18 protein-coding genes, 2 tRNA genes and 1 other RNA gene are annotated in these 21,863 nt (G+C 75.1%); 7 read left to right on the forward strand and 14 right to left on the reverse strand.

Annotation, left to right across the window (positions count from 1 at the left end):
• Positions 1-20: 20 nt before the first annotated feature.
• The 3 genes from IE308_RS23295 (at position 21) to IE308_RS23305 (ending at position 2,104) form a co-directional block, all read left to right on the forward strand.
• Positions 21-1,400 carry a sensor histidine kinase gene (locus IE308_RS23295; protein WP_190219439.1) on the forward strand — a complete coding sequence of 460 codons (1,380 nt, stop codon included), beginning with the start codon at positions 21-23 and terminating at the stop codon, positions 1,398-1,400.
• Positions 1,397-2,005, forward strand: coding sequence for a response regulator transcription factor (locus tag IE308_RS23300; protein WP_110629055.1), 609 nt, complete (start codon positions 1,397-1,399; stop codon positions 2,003-2,005). The genes IE308_RS23295 and IE308_RS23300 overlap by 4 nt, the downstream gene beginning before the upstream one ends.
• 23 nt (positions 2,006-2,028) lie before the next feature.
• Positions 2,029-2,104, forward strand: a tRNA-Gly gene (locus IE308_RS23305).
• A 115-nt stretch (positions 2,105-2,219) separates the two neighbouring features.
• Here the strand turns inward: IE308_RS23305 and IE308_RS23310 are convergent.
• From IE308_RS23310 to ffs, 6 genes are all read right to left on the reverse strand, one after another.
• On the reverse strand, positions 2,220-3,119 hold the full coding sequence (locus IE308_RS23310; RefSeq protein ID WP_110629056.1) for a phosphoribosylaminoimidazolesuccinocarboxamide synthase: 900 nt from the start codon (positions 3,117-3,119) through the stop codon (positions 2,220-2,222).
• Positions 3,120-3,217: 98 nt separating this feature from the next.
• Positions 3,218-4,729, reverse strand: a complete 1,512-nt coding sequence (locus tag IE308_RS23315) for a N,N-dimethylformamidase beta subunit family domain-containing protein (protein ID WP_190219440.1) — start codon at positions 4,727-4,729, stop codon at positions 3,218-3,220.
• A 162-nt stretch (positions 4,730-4,891) separates the two neighbouring features.
• Positions 4,892-6,682: a hypothetical protein gene (locus IE308_RS23320; protein WP_190219441.1), complete on the reverse strand. Its 1,791-nt coding sequence runs from the start codon at positions 6,680-6,682 to the stop codon at positions 4,892-4,894.
• Positions 6,683-7,012: 330 nt separating this feature from the next.
• The gene (gene purD, locus IE308_RS23325) at positions 7,013-8,266 is read right to left on the reverse strand and encodes a phosphoribosylamine--glycine ligase (protein WP_190219442.1); all 1,254 of its coding nucleotides are present in this window, start codon (positions 8,264-8,266) and stop codon (positions 7,013-7,015) included.
• 108 nt (positions 8,267-8,374) lie between these two features.
• Positions 8,375-10,843: a DNA polymerase III subunit gamma and tau gene (locus IE308_RS23330; RefSeq protein WP_190219443.1), complete on the reverse strand. Its 2,469-nt coding sequence runs from the start codon at positions 10,841-10,843 to the stop codon at positions 8,375-8,377.
• Between the two features lie 56 nt (positions 10,844-10,899).
• Positions 10,900-10,998, reverse strand: an RNA gene (gene ffs / locus IE308_RS23335) — signal recognition particle sRNA small type.
• Positions 10,999-11,070: 72 nt separating this feature from the next.
• Here ffs and IE308_RS23340 point away from each other — a divergent pair.
• Positions 11,071-11,158, forward strand: a tRNA-Ser gene (locus tag IE308_RS23340).
• A gap of 62 nt (positions 11,159-11,220) precedes the next feature.
• On the opposite strand, the gene IE308_RS23345 is transcribed toward IE308_RS23340, so the two are convergent.
• The 8 genes from IE308_RS23345 to IE308_RS23380 form a co-directional block, all read right to left on the reverse strand.
• Positions 11,221-11,619 (reverse strand): hypothetical protein, encoded by a 399-nt coding sequence (locus IE308_RS23345; protein ID WP_190219444.1) that lies wholly within the window; start codon positions 11,617-11,619, stop codon positions 11,221-11,223.
• A gap of 124 nt (positions 11,620-11,743) precedes the next feature.
• Positions 11,744-12,385, reverse strand: coding sequence for a response regulator (locus IE308_RS23350; protein WP_190219445.1), 642 nt, complete (start codon positions 12,383-12,385; stop codon positions 11,744-11,746).
• Entirely contained in the window at positions 12,382-13,608 is a 1,227-nt protein-coding gene (locus IE308_RS23355; RefSeq protein WP_190219446.1) for a sensor histidine kinase, read from the reverse strand. Before IE308_RS23355 ends, IE308_RS23350 begins: the two co-directional genes overlap by 4 nt.
• Positions 13,609-13,718: 110 nt before the next feature.
• Positions 13,719-15,587, reverse strand: coding sequence for a copper resistance CopC/CopD family protein (locus tag IE308_RS23360; protein WP_190219817.1), 1,869 nt, complete (start codon positions 15,585-15,587; stop codon positions 13,719-13,721).
• A 105-nt stretch (positions 15,588-15,692) separates the two neighbouring features.
• Complete coding sequence (locus tag IE308_RS23365) at positions 15,693-16,454, reverse strand: SDR family NAD(P)-dependent oxidoreductase (RefSeq protein WP_190219447.1); 762 nt, start codon at positions 16,452-16,454, stop codon at positions 15,693-15,695.
• On the reverse strand, positions 16,451-16,924 hold the full coding sequence (locus IE308_RS23370) for a cupin domain-containing protein (RefSeq protein ID WP_110629084.1): 474 nt from the start codon (positions 16,922-16,924) through the stop codon (positions 16,451-16,453). The genes IE308_RS23365 and IE308_RS23370 overlap by 4 nt, the downstream gene beginning before the upstream one ends.
• A complete protein-coding gene (locus IE308_RS23375) occupies positions 16,921-17,544 on the reverse strand; it encodes a GNAT family N-acetyltransferase (protein ID WP_190219448.1) in 624 nt (207 codons plus the stop codon). Before IE308_RS23375 ends, IE308_RS23370 begins: the two co-directional genes overlap by 4 nt.
• Complete coding sequence (locus tag IE308_RS23380; RefSeq protein WP_190219449.1) at positions 17,537-19,651, reverse strand: penicillin acylase family protein; 2,115 nt, start codon at positions 19,649-19,651, stop codon at positions 17,537-17,539. The genes IE308_RS23375 and IE308_RS23380 overlap by 8 nt, the downstream gene beginning before the upstream one ends.
• Before the next feature lie 95 nt (positions 19,652-19,746).
• Here IE308_RS23380 and IE308_RS23385 point away from each other — a divergent pair, with 95 nt between their 5' ends.
• The 3 genes from IE308_RS23385 to IE308_RS23395 all read left to right on the forward strand — a co-directional run bounded on the left by IE308_RS23385 (position 19,747) and on the right by IE308_RS23395 (position 21,855).
• Positions 19,747-20,472, forward strand: a complete 726-nt coding sequence (locus IE308_RS23385) for a siderophore-interacting protein (RefSeq protein WP_190219450.1) — start codon at positions 19,747-19,749, stop codon at positions 20,470-20,472.
• A gap of 24 nt (positions 20,473-20,496) precedes the next feature.
• Complete coding sequence (locus tag IE308_RS23390; RefSeq protein ID WP_190219451.1) at positions 20,497-21,081, forward strand: HhH-GPD-type base excision DNA repair protein; 585 nt, start codon at positions 20,497-20,499, stop codon at positions 21,079-21,081.
• A 99-nt stretch (positions 21,082-21,180) separates the two neighbouring features.
• Positions 21,181-21,855 carry an HdeD family acid-resistance protein gene (locus IE308_RS23395; RefSeq protein WP_190219452.1) on the forward strand — a complete coding sequence of 225 codons (675 nt, stop codon included), beginning with the start codon at positions 21,181-21,183 and terminating at the stop codon, positions 21,853-21,855.
• The last annotated feature ends 8 nt before the right edge of the window (positions 21,856-21,863 follow it).

Genomic DNA, 21,863 nt, shown 5'->3' on the forward strand with positions numbered 1-21,863 from the left:
AACGAGCAGGGGAGGACGCGGTGTTCGGCCGGATACGGGGGTGGCAGCGGCGCCACTGGCGGGAGCGCAGCAAGGCCGAGCGGGTGGAGCTGCAGTCCCTGATCACCTGGTACTGCACCACCTGGTTCTTCTACGGCAGCTGGCTGGTGCTGCCCGCGGTCGGCGGGGTGCGGCACACCACCGGCGCGCTGGTCCTCGGCGGGTTGCTGGTGGCGGTGGGCGCGCTGCAGTGCGTGTGGGCCAACCGGCTCACACGGCCCGCGCTCGACCACTACCTCGGCCGGCGGAAGCTGCCCGCACGGCAGCTGACCGTCCCGACCGTGCTGCTGGGCCTGGCCCTCGCGCTCCTCGTGGCCCTGCAGGCGACGGACTCGGCCGACTTCGTGGCCTGCAGGCTGCTGCTGGGAGCCGTCCTCCTGGCGTACGGCGTGGTCTACGCCCTCCTCGTGCCGATGCCGGTGGCCCTGCGGCGGGGCGGCGTGCTGTGCGGGGTGTGCATGGCCCTGTCCGCTCTGACCGGAAGCGCTGCCGTCGAGGTGCTCCTGACCGGTGTCGTGGCCGCCTTCGGGGTGCTGTTCTCGCTGCTCGCCGCGCGCTGCGGGGCCTGGACGCTGTCCGTGCTGTGGGAGGCCGAGCACGCCCGGGAGGTCGAGGCGCGGCTCGCGGTCGCCGAGGAGCGGCTGCGGTTCGGGCGGGATCTGCACGACGTGATGGGGCGCAACCTCGCGGTCATCGCGCTCAAGAGCGAGCTGGCCGTGCAGCTGGCGCGGCGGGGGCGGCCGGAGGCCGTGGAGCAGATGATCGAGGTGCAGCGGATCGCGCAGGACTCCCAGCGGGAGGTCCGGGACGTCGTACGCGGCTACCGGGAGGCCGACCTCGGAGTCGAACTCGCCGGTGCGCAGGGCGTGCTGACGGCCGCGGGGATCGACTGCGAGGTGGCCGGGGAGACGGCCGGGCTGCCCGCCGAGGTGCAGTCGGCGCTGGGCTGGGTGGTGCGCGAGGCGACAACCAACGTGCTGCGGCACGGGGACGCGCGGCGCTGCACGGTGGGGCTGACGGTGCATGAGGGGCATGCGGTGCTGACGGTGGAGAACGACGGGGCGGACGCCGTCGTCGGGAGCGGCGGTTCGGGGCTGGTCGGGCTGCGGGAGCGGCTCGCGGCGGTCGACGGGACGCTGACCGCGGGTCCGGTCGGGGACGGGGGGTTCCGGGTGGTGGCGGAGGTGCCGGTGGCTGTGGTGGTGGAGGGGGCTGGGGGGTCCCGGGTGCGGACGGGGAAGGCCGGGGTGCCTGCCGGGGACGCAAGGAGGCGGGTCGGCGAGGCCGGGGCAGGGGTGCCTGCCGGGGACGCCGGGACGCGGGCCGGTGACTCCGAGGTTCCGTCGGGGGCCGTCATATGACCGTGCGGGTGTTGCTCGCCGACGACGAGCACCTGATCAGGGGCGCGCTGGCCGCGCTGCTCGCGCTGGAGGACGACCTGGTGGTCGTCGCGGAGGCGGCGAGCGGGCCGGAGGCGCTCGCGATGGCACGGGCGCACCAGCCGGACGTCGCCGTGCTCGACCTGCAGATGCCCGGCGCGGACGGTGTGAGAGTCGCCACATCCCTGCGGGCCGAACTGCCCGGCTGCCAGGTGCTGATCGTGACCAGCCACGGCCGGCCGGGGCATCTGAAGCGGGCCCTCGCGGCCGGTGTGCGGGGGTTCGTCCCCAAGACGGTCAGCGCCCAGCGGCTCGCGGAGATCATCCGGACCGTCCAGGCCGGAAACCGCTACGTCGACCCCGAGTTGGCGGCCGACGCGATCTCCGCCGGGGACTCGCCGCTGACCGCCCGTGAGGCCGAGGTGCTGGAACTCGCCGCCGACGGCGCGCCCGTCGCGGAGATCGCCGAGCGGGCCGCGCTGTCCCCGGGGACCGTGCGGAACTACCTCTCCTCGGCCGTGTCCAAGCTGGGCGCGGAGAACCGGCACACGGCAGTGCGTCTCGCGCGCGAGCGAGGTTGGGTATAGTTGCTCTCGCGCCACGGCGCAGTGCGGACGTAGCTCAGTTGGTAGAGCGCAACCTTGCCAAGGTTGAGGTCGCCGGTTCGAGCCCGGTCGTCCGCTCCAGAACGAAAGGCCCGGTCGATACGACCGGGCCTTTCGCATGCCGTTCGCGCATGCCGCATGCCCTGTGTCCGCCCGTCGGGCCCCCGGTCGGTGCCGGGGGCCTTTCGTGTGCGGGTCACGACCAGGGCGTGCCCGTCAGACGCTCGTACGCCTCGGCGTACTTGGCGCGGGTCGCCTCGACGACCTTCTCCGGCAGAGGGGGCGGGGGCTGCTCGCTCTTGCGGTCCCAGCCGGACTCGGCCGACGTCAGCCAGTCACGGACGTACTGCTTGTCGTACGACGGCTGGGCGCGGCCCGGCTGCCACTGGTCGGCCGGCCAGAAGCGGGAGGAGTCCGGGGTGAGGACCTCGTCGGCCAGGACCAGCTGCTCGCCCTCGAAGCCGAACTCGAACTTGGTGTCCGCGAGGATGATGCCGCGGTCGCGGGCGATGTCGCGGGCCCGGGAGTACACGGCGAGGGTCGCCTGGCGCAGCTGGGCGGCGGTGTCGGCGCCGACCTGGCGGGCGACCTCCTCGTAGGAGACGTTCTCGTCGTGCTCGCCGACCTCGGCCTTGGTGGCCGGGGTGAAGATCGGGGCGGGCAGCTCGGAGCCGTCGACGAGGCCTTCGGGGAGGGCGAGGCCGCAGACCGTACGCGACTCGTCGTACTCGAGGAGGCCGGAGCCGGTGAGGTAGCCGCGGGCGACGCACTCGACCGGGACCATGTTCAGCGACTTGCAGACCAGGGTGCGGCCGGCCCAGTCGGCGGGGGCGCCCGGGGGCAGCTCGGTGGACAGGACGTGGTTCGGGATCAGGTCGGAGAGCCGGTCGAACCACCACAGGGAGAGCTGGGTGAGGATGCGGCCCTTGTCGGGGATCTCGCTCTGCAGCACCCAGTCGTAGGCGGACATGCGGTCGCTGGCGACCATCACGAGGTCGCCCGCCTCGTTGCGGTACAGGTCGCGCACCTTGCCGGTGTGCAGATGTACCAGGCCCGGCACCTGGATCGGTTCGGGCTTTTCGACGAATCCGGACACGGTTCCTCCCCGTGGTTCTGTCCAATGGCTCGATTCTCCCGTATGCGGAGCATCGGCGTCGGTCCGGGGTCGTCGGTGGGCCGGGGGCCCGTCCGCGGTCAGTCGCGTTTGCAGATGCGGTCGAGGAGGTTGGCGGTGGCGCGCTGGATCCTCAGGTCGACGTGGCCGGGCCGGTCGAGGGCGGGCGACCAGGCGAACGTTCCGGACGCGAAGACCCAGGCGCCGGACGGGGCGCGGTAGAGGGAGGTCTCCTGGTGGCGGAGGGCGCCGTCCGCGTCGGTGTACGGGGAGTGGGCGAGCAGGATGCGCTCGTCGTGCTCGGGCAGCGGGGCGCGCGGGAAGTAGCGGTCGGCCTCGCCCGCGACCAGGCCGTCGATCTCGTCGCCCTCGTGGGCGCCGGTGGCGTCCCACAGCCAGTGGTCGGCGTTGCGGACGATCAGCGGGTGCGGTTCGGGCACCTGGCCCTGGTACTGGATGCCGACCAGCTGCTGCTCGGGGCGGTCGATCTCGCGCCAGAGCACGGGCTTGCCGGGGCCCCTGCGCTTGCGGCAGGTCAGCAGCCGATCCGGCACGCCGGACGGGGAGGGGGCCAGCTCCACCTGCCAGTACAGGGTGTTGGCGGAGAGGAAGACCAGGGAGGTGCCGTGGTCGCGGGCGCGTTCGACGGTGCGACGCATCGCGGTCGACCAGTACTCGTCGTGCCCGGGGAAGACCAGGCCGCGGTAGCGGGTGGGGTCCACGTGGCCGCCGTGCAGGTCGCGGGCGTCGGCGTAGGCGAGGTCGTAGCCGTAGCGCTCGGCCCAGCGGATGAAGTCATAGGCGTGGCCGACGTGCAGCGGCAGGCCCGCGCCCGCGTAGGGGCGGTCGAAGGAGACGGTGGTCGCGGCGTCGCGCTCGCCGAGGAGGCGGCCGTCGTCGTCCCAGGCGTGGTAGAGGCTGGCGCCGGTGCGGCCGTCCTCCGGATAGAGGTTGTACGCCTGCCAGGTGACGTCGGGCAGGAGCAGCAGCAGGTCGGCCGGGCGGTCGTCGCGGACGGTGAAGGGGATGTGGGAGCGGTAGCGGCCGTCGGCGGTGGTCAGGACGGCGACGTAGGCGCCGATGGACCAGTACGAGGGGACCTGCAGCCGCCAGGACAGCCACCAGTGGTGGCAGGAGACCGTGCGGTCGGCGGCGAGCGGGGGCGGCTGGACGATGCCGGAGAGCCGCGGACTGGTGATGATCTTGGTGGCGCCGTCGCCGCCGTAGTGGCCGATGCGGTACACGTCGACGGTGAACTCCTGCGGCGGATTCACGGTGACGTGGAAGTCGACGGCCCCGCCGGGGGCGACCGCGCCGGTGGAGATGAAGCCCTTGATCTGCTGGTGCACGTCGTCGGCGGAGCGCAGGCCGCCGCCGGTCGCGCCGGCGCCGCGGGGGGCGGGGACGCGCGGGGTGCGGGGTCCCTGGCCGGGGTCCGGGGCAGGGTCGACGTACCAGGGGACGACCTGGCCGGTGTCGTCGAAGTACGTCTCACCGCCGCGCAGCCAGGGGACGGGGCCCTGCCCGAAGGGGTCCGTCACGGCGTGCGCCAGCGCCCCCGACTCCCAGCGGCGGATCTGCTCCGGACCCATGGTCGCTCCCCTCCCTCACGCCCCCGTGTCCTATGTCGTCAGCCCATGCCATGCGCGTGAACGGTCCAAGCACATCACATTACGCACGCATGCTGTCACTATTCGTTGCGAATTGGCCGAAAGTGGAAGCGCCAGCTCCGGTCTCCGGTGTCCCGGCCCTGGTCAGACCAGGCGGACGGGCTTCTCCGGACGTATGCCCGAGGCGGTCAGCCACTCCCGCAGCGGGGACGGGTCGCCGTCCTCGGTCAGGCTGAGCACCCGGGGGGTGAGATCGGCGGCGCGTTCCCCGGCGAGCAGCAGGGTCGGGCCGTCGAGCCAGTCGAGGCCGGGGGTGGCGCCCGCGGTGTCCATCGCGGCGCAGCACACCATCGCCGTCACATGGTCGGCGAGGATCTCGCGCGGGGTGCGCGGCGGCTGGAGGGGGAACAGCGGCAGCGCCCCGTCGTCCCACAGCTCGCTGCCGGGGCCGGCGTCCCCGCCGCCCGGGCGGGCGGCCGGCGCGGCGGCCTCCTCGCGGGCCAGCTCGGCGCTGAGCCCCTCGGCGAGGGCGGCGGCGCGGGGGTTCTCGGCGTGCGGCGCCGGCGGGCCCGACAGGTGGGCGAGGACCCGGGCGAGGGTGGGGGCGGCGGGGTCGGGGGCGGTCTCGGGGGCGGCGGGGCCCGTGCCGTGGAGGGGGCCGGGTGCGGCCGGGTCGGTCCTGCCGCCCGTGCTGTGGCCGGTGGTGTCGCGGATGCCGAGGGTGTCCAGGACGCGGTGCAGGCGGGCGGCGTCGCTGCGCCACTTGCGGTCGACGACCTCCTCCGGATAGTCGTCCCAGTCCACCGGCGCCCAGTCCGGGCCGGCCTCCGCCGGTCCGCCGTGGAAGAGGCGGGCGGCCAGCAGCGAGGCGGCCTCGTCGACCAGGCCGGGCTCCTCCAGCAGATCGCAGGCGGGACGCTCGCCCAGCCGGGAGGCGAACCCCTCGGCCAGCCGGTCCCGGCGGGACAGCTCGGTCAGCGCCGCCACCACGCCCGCGTCCAGCCGGGCGGGCCAGCGGCCCATCCGCCAGGCGGGCAGCGCGACCCGGGTCAGCAGCCGGTCCCAGCCCGCGTACGCCAGCCCGACCTGCTCCTGGGCGACGATCCGCAGGCCGTAGTCCACGGCCTGTGCGCGCTCCGCGGCCGCCGCCGCGACCCCGCGCTCCATCTCCGCCGCGTGCTCCCGGCAGCTGCGCAGCAGCAGCCGGGCCACCCAGCCCAGCCCCGCGCACACCGTGCGGGTCAGCACGCAGCGGCCGGGCGCCGAGGCCACCGCCACCGTGGCGTCCAGGCCCCGCACGAAACGGCGGGCGGCCGCTATGTCCGGGTGGGCGGACGGGCCCGTACCGGCGACGACCGGGGCGAGGACCGCGCGCAGCTCGCCGACGCGCATCCACCACAGGAAGGGCGAGCCGATGACCAGCACCGTGGCCGCCGTACGGCGGTGGGGGTGGCCGCGGCCCAGGGAGGCGAGGTCACCGCCGGGGGCCCGCTGGTCGTGGGGCGTCCTGGCCGGCGGGCCGTGCGGCGGGTGGGTGCGGTCCTCCAGCCAGCTGTCGCAGTCCGGGGTGAGCGCTATGGCGGAGGGCGCCGGGACGTCGAGGCGGTCGGCGAGGTCACGCACCATCCGGTACAGATCGGGGGCCGACTCCTCGCTGACCGGGACCGTCGGACTGACGGCGGGCCGGGCCCGCGCGACCACCAGGGCGACGCCCGCGGCGGCCAGCAGGACGAGCAGCGCGACCCCGGACACCACCCAGCGGGCGGCATCCCAGCCCGGGCCCACGAGGTGCCCGGTGCTGCCGCCGGCCAGCAGGATCACGGCGGCGGCGGCCGGCAGCAGCGCCACGGCCAGCGCCCGTCCGCGGATGCGCAGCACCGCCAGCGCCCGGGACCGCGCGGCGTGCGCGCCCGCCTCCACACCCATACCGGTCATGACCGGACCTCACCCCCTCCCCCGTGTCCTGGTGCTGCCTGTCCTGGTCTTGCTCACTCCCCCACTGTGGCACCCGCCACTGACATCGCAATGCCGGTGGGCCAAGTGCCGGAACGCTGCGCCGCACCCTAGTTGGGGCCCCGGCCCCCGTCAGCCGGATGGACGATCGGTCACTCGATGGAATGGCTTTGGTCAGAGGTGGATGACGGACGGCAAGGATCAGGCCCCGGTTCCGGAACGGATACGGCCCCGGTTCCAGGAACGGACCAGGCCCCGGTTCCTGAGACGGATCCGGGGCCTGGGGGGTTCAGTCGGGGCGGGCTCGGGGCGTCAGGCGTCCGCCGCCGCCTTCGCCGCGATGTCCGTGCGGTGCTGGGAGCCGTCGAGGCGGATGCGGCCGACCGCGGCGTACGCCCGTTCCCGGGCCTGGGTGAGGTCCTTGCCGGTGGCGGTGACGGACAGGACGCGGCCGCCCGCGCTGACGACGTCGTCGCCCTCGCGGCGGGTCCCGGCGTGCAGCACGTAGGCGTGCGGGGCGTCCTGGGCGGCGACCTCGTCGAGGCCGGTGATCGGGTCGCCGGTGCGCGGGGTGCCCGGGTAGTTGTGGGAGGCGACGACCACGGTGACCGCGGCGTCCTCGCTCCAGCGCAGCGGCTCCAGGTCGGCGAGGGTGCCGGTGGCGGCGGCCCTCAGCACACCGGCCAGCGGGGTCTTCAGACGGGCGAGGACGACCTGGGTCTCGGGGTCGCCGAAGCGGGCGTTGAACTCGATGACCCGCACGCCGCGCGAGGTGATGGCGAGGCCGGCGTAGAGCAGCCCGGAGAAGGGGGTGCCGCGGCGGCGCAGCTCGTCGACGGTCGGCTGCAGGACCGTCTGCAGCACCTCCTCGACCAGCTTGGGGTCGGCCCAGGGCAGCGGCGAGTACGCGCCCATGCCGCCGGTGTTGGGGCCCTCGTCGTTGTCGAGGGCGCGCTTGAAGTCCTGCGCGGGCTGGAGCGGGACGACTGTCTGGCCGTCGGTGACGGCGAACAGGGAGACCTCGGGGCCGTCGAGGAACTCCTCGATGACGACGCGGTCGCAGGCGGCGGCGTGCGCCTTGGCGGCCTCCAGGTCGTCGGTGACGACGACGCCCTTGCCGGCGGCGAGCCCGTCGTCCTTGACGACGTACGGCGCCCCGAAGGCGTCGAGGGCCTCGGCGGCCTCCTCGGCGGTGGTGCAGACGTAGGAGCGGGCGGTGGGGACACCGGCCGCGGCCATCACGTCCTTGGCGAACGCCTTGGAGCCCTCCAGCTGGGCGGCCTCCTTGGACGGGCCGAACACCGGGATGCCCGCCTCGCGCACGGCGTCGGCGACACCGGCGACCAGCGGGGCCTCCGGGCCGACGACGACGAGGTCGGCGCCCAGCTCCGTGGCCAGCGCGGCCACCGCGGCACCGTCCAGGGCGTCGACCTGGTGCAGCTCGGCGACCTCGGCGATGCCGGCGTTGCCGGGCGCGCAGTGCAGCGCGGTGACGGCGGGGTCGAGGGACAGAGAGCGGCACAGGGCGTGTTCGCGGGCGCCGCTGCCGATGACGAGGACGTTCACGGGGTCAGCCTAACGGGAGCGGGCGGCACGGGATTGTGCGGGCTTCCGAAGGGGCCGGGGCCGGGCTGTCGTACGTTCCTCCGAAACCGGCTCCGGGCGGGCGTCCCGCTACTCGTTGGTGAACTCCTCCACGACCGTCGCGCCCAGCTCCCGCACGATCAGCTCGTGGCCGGAGAGGGCCGACTCGTTGAGGTCGGGGTCGTCGTCCTCGGGGGTGTCGTCCTCGGGCGCGACGGCGTACGACGGCTCGGGGGCGGCCGGCTGCGGAGCCGGGGACGCCGGGGCGGGCGCGGAGGCATGCGGGGCCGCCGTCGGCGCGGAGGCGCCGTGCGGGGCGGAGGGCGCGGGTGCCGCCGGGCGGGGCGCGGCGGGGGCGGCGACACCGCCGCCGTACCCGGAGGCGCCCGGGGAGCCGCCGTGGCCGGAGGGGCCGCCGTAGCCGCCGCCTCCGCCGAAGCCGCCGGACGGGGCGGGGGCCGAGCCGCCGGACGGGTCGACGACCGCCTCGATCTTCCAGTGCACGTTGAACTGCTCGGCCAGCGCCTGCCGCAGCACGTCCTCGCTGCCGCTGCCCGAGAAGTTGTCTCGGGCGCCGGCGTTGACGAAGCCGAGCTGGAGGGTGGTGCCGTCGAAGCCGGTCACCTGGGCGTTCTGGCTGAGCAGGATCCAGGTGAAGCGGCGGCGGTTCTTCACCGCCTCCAGGATGTTCGGCCACAGGGAACGCGGGTCCAGGCCGCCGGAGGGGGCGGGCGCGGGGGCCGAGGGTGCCGCGGCGGGCGCGGGGGCCGGAGTGGGCTGGGGACGGGCGGTGCCGGCCCCGGCCGAGGCCGGAGGGGTCGCGGAGGGGGCGGGGGTCCCGGGGGTCCCGGGGGCTCCGGGTGCGCCTGGGGTGGTCGCGGGGCGGGCGCCGCCGCCGCCCGCCGGGGCCGCCGTGGGCCAGCCGCCGGGGCGCCGGCCGCCTCCCGCGGGGGCGGCGGTGGGCCAGGCGCCGGGGGCGGCAGCGGCAGCTGTGGGCTGTTCGGCGACGGGGGCCGGGGCGGGCGCGGGGGCAGGCGCGGGCGCGGGCGCGGGGACGGTCGTACCGCCGCCGCCCGGACCCTCGGGGGCGGCCGGGACACCGACGGGCGCCCCGGAAGGCGCACCGCCAGGCACTCCACCGGGGCCCGCGCCGGGACCCCCGGCAGGCACTCCGCCGGAGCCGGTGCCGGCGTCTCCGCCGGGCGCACCCGCCCCGCCCCCGGACGACCGCACGGCGGCCCGGGCCGCGGCGGCTCCGCCGCCCGGCGGGACCGGCGCGCCCCCGGCGGCGGCGGGAGCGAAGCCACCGGCGGCGGGGCCGTGCGCGGCGGGCGCCGGGCCGTGGGCCTCGGGGCCGGGCACGTACCCCATGGCGGGCAGGCCGGTGCCCGCCGAGAAGTGCACGCCGCGCTCGATGCGGTCGAGGCGGGCCATGACGGAGCGCTCGTCGCCGTAGGCGGCGGGCAGCAGCACGCGCGCGCAGATCAGTTCGAGCTGGAGGCGGGGCGAGGTGGCGCCGCGCATCTCGGTGAGGCCCTCGTTGACCAGGTCGGCGGCGCGGCTCAGCTCGGCCGCGCCGAAGGACCGCGCCTGGGCCTGCATCCGCTCGATGACGTCGGCGGGGGCGTCGATGAGGCCCTTCTCGGCGGCGTCCGGCACAGCGGCGAGGATGACCAGGTCGCGCAGCCGCTCCAGCAGGTCGGCGACGAAGCGGCGCGGGTCGTTGCCGCCCTCGATGACGCGGTCGACGACCTCGAAGGCGGCGGCGCCGTCACCGGAGGCGAACGCCTCGACGACGGAGTCGAGCAGGGAGCCGTCGGTGTAGCCGAGCAGGGCGGTGGCCATGGCATACGTCACACCGTCCTCGCCGGCGCCGGCGAGGAGCTGGTCCATGACGGACATGGAGTCACGCACGGACCCGGCGCCGGCGCGCACGACGAGCGGCAGCACGCCGTCCTCGACGGGGATCTTCTCCTTCTGGCACACCTCGGCGAGGTAGTCCCGCAGGGTGCCGGGCGGCACCAGCCGGAAGGGGTAGTGGTGGGTCCGCGACCGGATGGTGCCGATGACCTTCTCGGGCTCGGTGGTCGCGAAGATGAACTTCAGATGCTCCGGGGGCTCCTCGACGACCTTCAGCAGCGCGTTGAAACCGGCCGACGTGACCATGTGGGCCTCGTCGATGATGTAGATCTTGTACCGGCTGGAGGCGGGGCCGAAGAAGGCCTTCTCCCGCAGCTCACGGGCGTCGTCGACACCACCGTGGGACGCGGCGTCGATCTCGATGACGTCGATGGAACCCGGCCCGTTGCGCGCCAGGTCGCGGCAGGACTGGCACTCGCCGCAGGGGGTCGGGGTGGGGCCCTGCTCGCAGTTCAGGCAGCGGGCCAGGATGCGGGCGCTGGTCGTCTTGCCGCAGCCGCGCGGACCACTGAACAGGTACGCGTGATTGACCCGGTTGTTCCGCAGCGCCTGCTGCAACGGGTCGGTGACATGCTCCTGCCCGATGACCTCGGCGAACGACTCCGGGCGATAGCGGCGGTACAGCGCGAGAGACGACACGCTTACGAGGTTATAGGCGCCCACTGACAATCCGGACGGCCCGGAACGTGACCCGGAACGCAAGCGCCCCCCACGCACCCGCCAGAGCCGACCTACCCTTGCTGCCTTCCGGCCCTGGGGGAGTTCAGTCAGATAGCGCCGCGTGAGGGGCTTCGCACAGCCTACCCGATCCCGACCGGGGGGATCGAGTTCGCGAGCACTCCCCTCGGTCATGTAATGTTTCCGGCGGAGGATTCGCCTAGAGGCCTAGGGCGCACGCTTGGAAAGCGTGTTGGGGGCAACCCCTCACGAGTTCGAATCTCGTATCCTCCGCCAGCCCTGAGGGCCGGACCACATCGGTGGTCCGGCCCTCAGGCGTTTTCCCCTCCCGCTTCGCGCTACTTGAAGTTGACCACCTGCGGGGTGCCGGTCGCCGGCTTCTGGACCTTGAACGACTTCGTGTACGTGTGGATCTCGTCGTCGCTGTCCACGCAGGCGATCTTGGCCGTGGCGTTGACGCCGTTCTTCGGGATCCCGGTGACCTTGAGCCCGTACTCCTCGACCGGGTCGTCCCCGGGCAGGTCGTCCGAGCCGGCCTTTCCCTTCTGCGGCGTGACCGTGATCTTGTCCGGGACGACGTCGTCGCCGAACCGGGCACAGCTCACGGTTCCCTTGAGGTTCACTTTGGTCGCGGCGTGGGCCGTGCCCGTCGCCACGACAGGGGCGGCGAGAGCCAGTGAGGCCACGACCGCGACCGAGCCGAGTGTCTTCTTCCTGCTGCTGCTGAGATTGCGCATGGCGGACTCCCACTCGCCGGCGCCGTCTGGCGACTTCACGAGTTTCGGGCGTTATCGGGCGATTCCGACACTAGTCAGCTCATATCACTCTGTCCACTTGTGCACCAGTCATCCCAACCAGCACTCAGGTCACCAGCCGCCGCTCCTTCGCCACCGCCACCGCGCCCGCCCGGGTGTCGACGCCGAGCTTGTCGTAGATGCGGCGCAGGTGCGTCTTGACGGTGGCCTCGCTGATGTGGAGTTCGCGGGCGATGTCCCGGTTGCCGAGGCCACGGGCGAGGTGGGTGAGGATGTCCAGCTCGCGCGGGGTGAGCGCGGGCAGCGGGCTGCGCATCCGGGCCATGACCCGCCCGGCGACCGGCGCCGACAGCGCCGTACGGCCCTGCGCGGCGGCGTGGATCGCGGCGAACAGCTCCTCCGGGCGCTCGGCCTTCAGCAGGTAGCCGGTCGCGCCCGCCTCGATGGCGCGGGTGATGTCCGCGTCGGTGTCGTAGGTGGTGAGGACCAGGACGTACGGGGCGGGGTGTCCGGCGGTGAGGCGGCGGGTGGTCTCCACGCCGTCGATGCCCTCGCCGAGCTGGAGGTCCATCAGGACGACGTCGGGGCGGAGCTTGCGCGTCATGGCGATGGCCTCCTCGCCGCTGCCCGCCTCGCCGACCACCTCGATGCCCGGCGCGCTGCCGAGGAGGGCGAGCAGGCCGGCGCGGACCACGGCGTGGTCGTCGCAGAGGAGGATGCGGACGGGGGCGGCGGGACGCTCTGTCATGAGGGGGGCTCCAGGGGGATGGCTGCCGAGACGACCGTGCCCTCGCCCGGCGCCGACTCCACGGTCAGCGTGCCGCCGAGCTGGCGCAGCCGGGCGCGGATCGCGGGCAGGCCGTGGCCGCGGCCGGCTGCGGACGGGGCGGTGGCGGCACCGGTGCCCCGGGGATCAGCGGGGTCGAAGCCGCGGCCGTCGTCGGCCACGTCCAGCACGATCTGGTCGTCGAGGCAGGTCAGGGTGACGGTGGCGGTGCTCGCGCCGGCGTGCTCGCGGACGTTGGCGAGGGCGCCCTGCGCGATCCGCAGCAGCGCCGACTCCACCAGCGCGGGCAGCGGCGCGGCCGGGCTGCCCTCGGTGTGGACGCGGACGGTGAGGGTGCCGCTCGACTCGCGGTCGGCGACCGCCCGCAGCGCCTGCTCCAGACCGCCGCCCCCGGCCAGGTCGGCGGGGGTCAGGTCGTGCACGAACCGGCGGGCCTCGGCGAGGTTGCTCTCGGCGATCGACGCCGCCGTGCGGACGTGGGTGCGCGCGGCCGCCGGGTCGCTCTCCCACACGCGGTCGGCGGCCTGGAGCAGCATGCGCTGGCTGGACAGGCCCTGGGCGAGGGTGTCGTGGATCTCGCGGGCGAGCCGTTCGCGTTCGGCGAGGGTGCCCTCGCGGCGTTCGGTGGCGGCCAGGTCGCGGCGGGTGCGGACCAGGTCGTCGATCAGCTCGCGCTGCCGGTGCGCCTGGCGTTCCATGGCCACGAACACCGCGGTCGCCACCGCCGCCACGGCCGGCGGCGCCAGCAGCACGTTCGGGTCGGCCCAGCCCGCCAGCTCCAGCTGGGCGGCGACGGCGAGCGCGGTGAGCAGGGCGACGAGGGCGACGGCGGCGCGGGCGGGCAGGGTGCGCAGACCGGTGTAGAAGAGGGGCACCGCGCTCCAGGCGAAGCTCGGCGCGAGCACGACGAGGACCGCCCAGCCGGCGACGACCGCGGCCAGCCAGGCCAGGCGGCGGGCGGTGAGGCGGGCGCCGAGCGCGGGGCCGAGGACGTACAGCGCGGCGAGCAGGACGCTGAGCGCGACCACCCAGGGAGTGCGGGGCTCGCCGGGATGGCGGAGCAGGAAGCGGGCCAGGGAGGCGCCGAGCAGCACGAAGAACGCCGTGTGCATGATCACTGCGAGGGTGCGGCGGTCGTCCCGGGTGCGGCGGTCGTCGCCGTCGCCGTCGTGGGGCGCGGTCATCTGTCCTCCCCTCCCGCGGCAGCTGCTGAACTGGGCAAACACCCTCATTGTTCCCTGGCCGCGGGGGGTCGGGGGTCATCCGATCGGCTGACCCCGGCAGTCGGACCGGTTCAGGGCGCGATGCGGACCGGCCGGGTCACGCTCACCTGGTCCACCTCCGACACGCGCACGGTGACCTTCATGGTCCAGGTGCCGGGCAGCGGCAGGGTCACGGCGTCGGCGGCCCAGTAGCCGCCGCGGTCGGTGACGCGCGCGTCGAGCGGGCCGAGCTGCCGGTCCGGCAGGGTGAAGGAGACCCGCAGCTCGGGCACGGTGGCGAAGCCGCCGTCGGGGCCGTAGACCACGGCCTCGACCGCGTTGTCGCCGGTACGGCCGGGGGTCAGCGTGACCTGCACGGTGCCGCGGGCGCCCGCCACGGCGAACGGGACGCGGGTGACGGAGGCGCCGGGCAGCGCGCCGGCGGGGGCGGTGGTCGCCGCGGCTTCCGCTTCCGCGCGGCCCGGCAGGGTCGTGGTCAGGACGGTGGTGATCACGAGGACGAGTACGCCGATCAGCGTCTCGGCGACGACGGAACGCCTCAGGGCGGTGGCGGCCGCCGGTCGCCGCCCCTGGGCCGGGGCCGCGCCCGGGGGTGTCGGTCCTCGGTGCGCCGCCGGTTCGGCGGGGCGGGCGGGGCGGGCTCCGCCGGGCGCGTCCCCTTCCCGCCGTGCGCGGCTGCCGGCCGCCGTGAGTTCCGGTTCCGGGTGTTCCTCCGGTACGGCGTCGGCCGGCGCCGCCCGTTCCTGGTGTTCCTCCGGTGCCACCGACCCCCGGGTCTCCGCCGCTACGGCGTCGGCCGACGACGCCAGCCGTGCCGTCCACCCACGGGACAGCGCCGCCACCGTCAGCAGCAGCGCGACCGCCGCCAGCTTGGCCAGCAGGATCCTGCCGTACGCCGTACCCGTGAGAGCCGGCCACGAGCCCAGGCCCCGCCAGGACTGGTAGACGCCGGTCACCGCCAGGACGGCGACGCAGGCGAGGGCGAGGCGGGAGAAGCGGGCCGGTACGACGGCCGGGATCGGACGGGCCGGGTGCAGGAGCGTCAGCAGGCACACCAGGCCGCCCAGCCACACCGCCATGGCCAGCAGGTGCAGTACCGCCGACGCCATCGCCACCGGCACCTGCGGCCCCGCCGACGCGTGCTCGGCCGACGCCCAGGTCAGCGCCAGCGCGACGGCGAGGACCGGGCCCGCCGTCCGCAGCGCGCGCGGGCGGCGGGGCAGGAGAGCCACCGCGCCCAGCAGCGCCAGCCGGGCCGCGAGCGCCTGGCCGGGGCGGGTGGTGAGAGTGCGGGCGAGGCCGCCGGGGTCGAGCGCGGCCGACGGGCCCTCGCCGGTCTCGTAGGGGGCCCGCAGCAGCAGGAGCGCGGTGGTCGCGGCCAGCAGCAGCCACCAGCCGGTGCGCGCCACGCGCCGCAGGACGGGCTCGGCGGTGTCCGGTGGGCGGCACACCGCGAGGAACACCGCCGTACCGATGAGCAGGGCCGCTCCGCCGTACGCCGTGTAGCGGGCGAGGTCGAACAACGTGCCGGTGGCCGGGTCCTCCGCCGGTGCGGTGGCGGGGGCCGCGACGGCCGGGCTGGGGGCGCCGACGGAGAAGGTGAAGGCGCCGGAGACCGGGTGGCTGTCGGCGGAGACGACGCGCCAGGCCACGGTGTACGTGCCCCGGCCGAGCGTGGCGGGCAGGGTGACGCGGGCGGTGTCCGCGCGGCCGTCGGCGTGACCGGGCGGGCCGGTGCGCAGGCGGTGGCCGTCGGGGTCGTAGACGCGGAAGGAGCCGTCGAGCAGGCCCACGGACTCGGTGAAGGTGAGGGTGAGGGCGCGGGGAGCCGTCCTGAGGACGGTGCCGTCGGCGGGGTCCGTGGCGCGCAGGGCCGCGTGGGCCGAGGCGGGGGCGGCGCCGCCGAGGAGGAAGAGGACCAGCAGGGTGCCGAGCAGCACCAGTCGCGGAAGCCGGTGTCCGTCGTCCCGTCGTGCCACGTCACTTCCCCGCTGTCGCCCGCCGCTGCTCCCCTTCCATACGGACGCGGGGCGGCGGTTGCTCACTCACCACGTCGGCCGGGCCGACACCCCTCCGTCCACCACCAGGTCGTGGCCGCTGACCCAGGACGCGAGCGGTGAGGCGAGGAAGACGCAGGCGTCGCCGACGTCCCGGGGGCGGCCCAGCCGGCCGAGCGGGGCCGCCCGCTGCCAGCGGCCCACCCCGTCGGGCCAGTCCTCGGCGAGGCCGTCCCGTTCGATGAGGCCGGGGGAGACGGTGTTGACGCGGATGCCGTACGGCCCGTACTCCAGCGCCGCCGCGCGGGCGTGCTGGACGACGGCCGCCTTCGCGGCGGCGTAGTGGGCGTGCCCGGGGGCGGGTTGGCGGGCCTCGATGGAGGCGATGTGGGTGATGCTGCCGCCGCCGGTGTCCCGCATGAGCGCGGCGGCGGCCTGGGTGCAGGCGAAGACGCTGGTCAGGTCGGTGTCGACGACGTGCCGCCAGGCGTCGGCGGTCATGCCGGGCAGGTCCTGCACGGGCTGGACGCCGGCGTTGTTGACCAGCGCGGTGAGCCGTCCGCCGGCCCAGTCGGCGGCCTCGTGCACCAGCCGGTGGCAGGCGTCCTCGTCGGTCAGCTCGGCGCGCAGGACGACGGCCCGGCCGCCCGCCTCGTGGATCGCGGCGGCCGTCGCCCGCGCCGGCCCGACCGCCGTACGGCAGTGCAGGGCGACGGCGGCGCCCTCCTCGGCCAGGCGCAGGGCGATGCCGCGGCCGATGCCGCCGCCCGCGCCGGTGACGAGGGCGGTCTGTCCGTGCAGGAGCGTCATGGACGGCACAGTTCCATGATCCTGGCCGCCTGTCCGGGATAGCGCGCCGTCAGCTCGGCCGCGTCGCCGTGCTCGTAGTCGGCGTAGGTGAAGCCGGGGGCCATGGTGCAGCCGAAGAAGGTCCAGGCGCCGCCGTCGGCGACCCGCCCGCCCATCCAGGTCCCGGCGGGCACCGTGTACTGGACGTGCTGTCCGGCGCGCGGGTCCGGGCCGAGCACGGCGGTGCGGGCGGTGCCGTCGGGGGCGAGGAGCAGCAGCTCCAGCGGGTCGCCCAGATAGTGGTGCCAGATCTCGTCGGTGGGCAGCCGGTGCAGGGCGGAGAAGTCGTCGGCGGTGAGCAGGACGACGATCGCCGAGCCCGCGGGCCGTCCGTCCGGCCCCTCGGGGCCCGCCCAGGTACGGCGGAACAGCCCGCCCTCGCGGGGCAGGGGCTCCAGGGCGTAGTGCGCAACCAGCTCCTCCGGGGTCACGCCGGAAAGGCTACCTCCCGGCGCAGGAAGGCGAGTTGGGCCTGCTTCTCCGGCAAGTACACGTCCGGCAGGTCGATCTCGGGCAGGACGACGCGGGGGCCCTTCTCGAAGCCCTGCCGCAGCATGCGGGCGATCGCCTTCTCGTTGCGCACGTCCGGGTCGACGACGATCCGCCGCCGGCCCAGGCCGAGCAGGACGTGCGTGGCGATGACGGTGATCAGGGCGGCCGTCCAGCCGGGCCGCGGGCCGTCCGGTCCGGCGGGGGCGAGGAGCAGGTGGATGCCGAGGTCGCCGGGCTGTACGTCGTAGCACTCGCCGACGCGGTCGGCGGCGGGCTCGTACGTCTGGAGCAGGGCCGCGGGTTCGCCGTCGCGCTCGACGAGGAAGGCGTGGTGGGTGTCGAGGGTGTCCAGGTGGGCGTATATCTCCTCCACTTGGGCGCGGGTGAGGCCGTTCATGCCCCAGAACGCGGCGCGTTCCTCGCTGACCCAGCGGTGGACCACGCCGGCGTCGGCGTGCGCGTCCAGCGGCAGGACGCGGACGGTGCCGAAGCCGTCGACGGCCTGCTCGTGGACGGGGGTGCGGGCGGCGGGGCCCTCGGGGGTGCGGGGCTCAGACATCGGTCTCCTTGACATCGGTCTCCTTCGTGAGCTGGTCCCAGTCGGTGACGACGGGCACGAGTTCTCCCGCGAGCCACAGCGGGAGCTGGTCGTGGTGGTGCGGTGAACGGGGGTCGCCGGCCGCGCCGAACGGCACGATCCAGCGGCTGTTCGCGCGGTCGGCCAGGTCCCACACGTAGCGGGCGGCGGGGCCGCGCGCGGCGCGGTCGGTGACGCCGGGCACGGCGGAGGTGCACAGCACGCAGTCGTGGTCGCCGGAGAGCGCGGGCGGCTCGTGGCAGGGGTCGCCGGCGGAGGGCGCCTGGTCCGCGGGCCGGCCGGCGAGGGCCCGCCAGGGGGCGAGGCGGTGGGTGTCGCCCCAGGGGCCGGGCGGGGCGGCCGCGGCCACCTCCTCGACGGCGGCGCGGATCTCGGCCCGGCGGTCGATGCCGTACAACTCGTCGGCCCTCAGCAGGTGTTCGAGGGCGAAGCCGATACGCGGGGTGAGGGCGAGCCAGGGCTGGAAGACCTCGGGGTGGGCGGGCGGGGTGGTGAGGGGGGCGAAGGCGGGGTGGGCGGCGAGGCGGCGTACGACGGCCGAGCGCACCGCCGCGTACAGCGCCGCGTCCGCGCTGTCCGCGTCCATCCGGCGGTCCCAGGCGAGCAGGCGTTCCCTGATCCGGGTGGCTGCCGGGCCGAGGCCGTCCAGGGCGGCGAGGTGGTCCAGCAGGGGTGCGCAGGAGGCCAGGTGGGTGTCGGTGTGGACGGCGGCCATGGCGTCGGCGGACCAGGTGCGTCGCGCGTCGAGCAGGGCGCGGATGCGGTCGGCGCGGTGGGGCGGGGCGAACTCGACGCCGAGGGGGGCGGCCGGGCCGCGCTGGTTGGCCATGACGGCGAGGCCGTCGGTGAGGCCGGCGCGGGGCATCTCGTGCCAGCCGGTCCACTCGTGACCGGGCTCCCAGGCGGGCACGGGGTGGAGCCGGTTGGCGCGCGCCCGCGCGGGCACCTTCCCGGCGACCCGGTGCAGGAGGCCGCCGTCGGTGTCGGCGGCCTGGACGACGTTGACCGGCTCGGCCCAGCGGTCCAGGGCGCGATCCACGTCGGCGACGGTGCGGGCGCGCAGCAGCGGCAGCAGCGCGCCGAAGCCGAGGTCGGCGGTGACGCGGGGCGGGGTGCGCAGGCTGAGGGCCTGGGGAGTGCCGTCATCGAGGCCTTCGGGGCCGCCGGAGACGATGGGGCCGCGGTCGGTCTCGATGACCTCGACCTCGACGGGTGCCTCCCCGGCGACCTGGACGGTCTCGGTGTGGCGGGTGGCGCGGTGCCAGCGTCCGTCGGGGCCGAGCGCCTCGACGCCGGCGCCGGTGCGGCGCAGCCGCTCACGGTAGAGGTCCTGGTAGTCGGCCATGGCGTTGGTGATGGCCCAGGCGACGGACCCGGCGTGGCCGAAGTGGGCGAGGCCGGGGACGCCCGGGACGGCGAGGCCCACGACGTCGAACTCGTCGCAGGCCAGGCGTATCTGCTGGTAGACGCCGGGGTCCTCGATGAAGCGGTGCGGGTCGCCGGCGATGACGGGCTGCCCGGTGGTGGTGCGGTCGCCGGCCAGGAGCCAGCCGTTGCTGCCGGAGGTGCCGGGGCCGTCGGCGGCGAACAGGCCGGCCGCCCGCGGCCCCAGGTGCCGTATCGCCTCCTCGCGCCAGAGCTTGGCGGGGAACCCGGCGAACAGGATGTGCGCGGCGAGCCAGACGCCGAGCGGAATCCACGGCTCCCAGCGGCCCGGGGCGAGGCCGGTCGCGGCGAACTCGGGGGCGTCGGTGTGCGGGAGGGCGTCGTTGACGCCGTCGACGTAGGCCCGGACCCAGTCGGCGGTCTCGGGGTCGTTCTCCCGCAGGGCGGTCCAGCAGCGGCGTGCGGTGTCGGCGAGCCGGGCGCGGCGGGCGAAGCGGTCCCAGGGCAGGGCGCCGGGGCCGAGGAAGGCGGCCGAGGTGCCCTGCAGGCGGTGCCGTTCGACCTCCAGCTGCCAGGCCCGGTCGCGGGCGGTCACCAGGCCCTGGGCGTGGGCGAGGGAGCGGGCGCTGTCCGCGCGCAGGTGCGGGATGCCCCAGGCATCGCGGTGGATCTCGGTGGTCACCCTGTACTGCCCCTCTGTGCTTTCACGTGCGCACGCCTTTAGGTTAGGCTCACCTAACTTTTTTCGGGATGGTACTTGAAGCGTGAAGGAGCGCCATGGGGCAGGGGCACGGTTGGCAGGGCACGGTCCTGAAGCTGCTGCGGGCGAAGGACTTCACCTTCACCGTCACCGGCGGCGAGGACGTCACCGCGGACTACCGCCGGTTGCACCTCACCGACGGCGGCATGCTCGCGGCGACCGGCGTCCACCCGACGATGTGGGTCCGGCTCTGGTTCGACCACGACGGCAAGCCGCACCAGCGGGCCTACACGCTCGTCGACCCCGACCCGTCCGCCGGCACCTTCAGCCTGGAGTTCGCCCTGCACGAGGGTCGCGCGAGCGACTGGGCTCGGACGGTACGGCCCGGCGACACCATCGAGGCGACCGTCCACGGCACGGGCTTCGAACCCCCCGAGCCGGCGCCCTCCCACCTGATCGCGGCAGGCGACCCGGCGTCCCTGCCGGCGGTCAACTCCCTGCTGGACGCGTTCCCCGCGACCCCGGCGACGGTGTTCTTCGAGGGCGACCCGGCCGGCCTCCCCCTGCGCACCGACCCGGCCCGGCACGACGTACGGCCCGTGCCGCGCCAGGACGCCGGAGCGCACCTGGTGGCCGAGGTGAGGAAAGCGCTCCCGGCCCTGCTCACCGGGGCGGGCCCGGACCCGTACGTCTGGATCGCCTGCGACACCGCCACCACCCGCGCCCTGACCGCGTACGTCCGCAAGGAACTGGGCGTCCCCAAGCACCGGCTGCACGCCCTCGGGTACTGGCGCGCGACCTGAGGCGGGGCGCGGGATCATCGACGCATGGACGTCACCCTGCACCTCGCCCAGGATCCCGCCGCCGACGAACTGCTCGGCCGGTCACCGCTCGCCGCGCTGGTCGGGATGCTGCTCGACCAGCAGATCCCGATGGAGTGGGCGTTCAAGGGCCCCCGCACGATCGCGGACCGCATGGGCGCCGACGACCTCGACGCCCACGACATCGCCGCGCAGGACCCGGAGGCCTTCGCCGCGCTGCTGTCGGAGAAGCCGGCCGTGCACCGCTACCCCGGGTCGATGGCCAAGCGGATCCAGCAGCTGTGCCAGTACCTCGTCGAGCACTACGACGGCAACGCCGAGCTGGTCTGGAAGGGCGTCGACGACGGCCGCGAACTCCTCCGCCGCCTGGAGGCCCTCCCCGGCTTCGGCAAGCAGAAGGCCCAGATCTTCCTCGCCCTCCTCGGCAAGCAGCTCGGCGTCCGCCCGACGGGCTGGCGCGAGGCGGCCGGCTCCTACGGCGACCCCGGCTCCCACCGCTCGATCGCGGACATCACGGGCCCGGACTCCCTGACGAAGGTCCGCGCGCACAAACAGGAGATGAAGGCGGCGGCGAAAGCGAAGAAGGGGTAGGCGGGGGCGGGGTGGGTCGCGCCGCCCCGGGTCGGCTCCCCGGCACCGAACGGCCCGCCCCGGCTGGCGCCCCCGCCCCGCGCGGTTTCAGCTGGTCGCATGACCGACGTCCCCACCGGCTCCCCCTGGGGCCCGGACCACGACGACCGCCGGATCCACGAGCAGCAGCACACGGCGACCCAGCACAGCCCCCGCGAACCGGAACCCGCTTTCGAGGGCCCCCTGCACGCCCTCTCCCGCGCCGCCTGGCAGGTCGTGCTGCTCACCGGCATCGCCTCGCTCGTCCTGGGCGTCCTGGTACTGGTCTGGCCCGGCGCTTCCCTCCTCGCCGCAGGCGTCCTCTTCGGCGTCTACCTCGTGATCAGCGGCGTCTTCCAGCTCGTCGCCGCGTTCGGCACGCACCGCACGACCTCCCTGCGCGTCCTCGCCTTCATCAGCGGCGCGCTGTCGATCGTCCTCGGCCTGTTCTGCTTCCGCGGGCCCATGCAGTCGGTCCTGCTGCTCGCCCTGTGGATCGGCATCGGCTGGCTGATCCGCGGCATCACCCAGACCCTGGCCGCCGCCTCCGACCCGGCCATGCCCGCCCGGGGCTGGCAGATCTTCCTCGGGATCGTCTCCGCCCTCGCCGGCATCGTCCTGATCGACTCCCCCTTCGAGTCGGTCGCGGTCCTCACCCTCGTCGGCGGCATCTGGCTGATCGCGGTCGGCGTCGTCGAGATCGTCACGGCCGTACGGATCCGGGGCCGGGCCCGGCAGGTCCCGCACCAGCTGTGACCGGCGCC

It is taken from the genome of Streptomyces griseosporeus, assembly GCF_014656055.1.
Lineage (GTDB): Bacteria > Actinomycetota > Actinomycetes > Streptomycetales > Streptomycetaceae > Streptomyces > Streptomyces griseosporeus.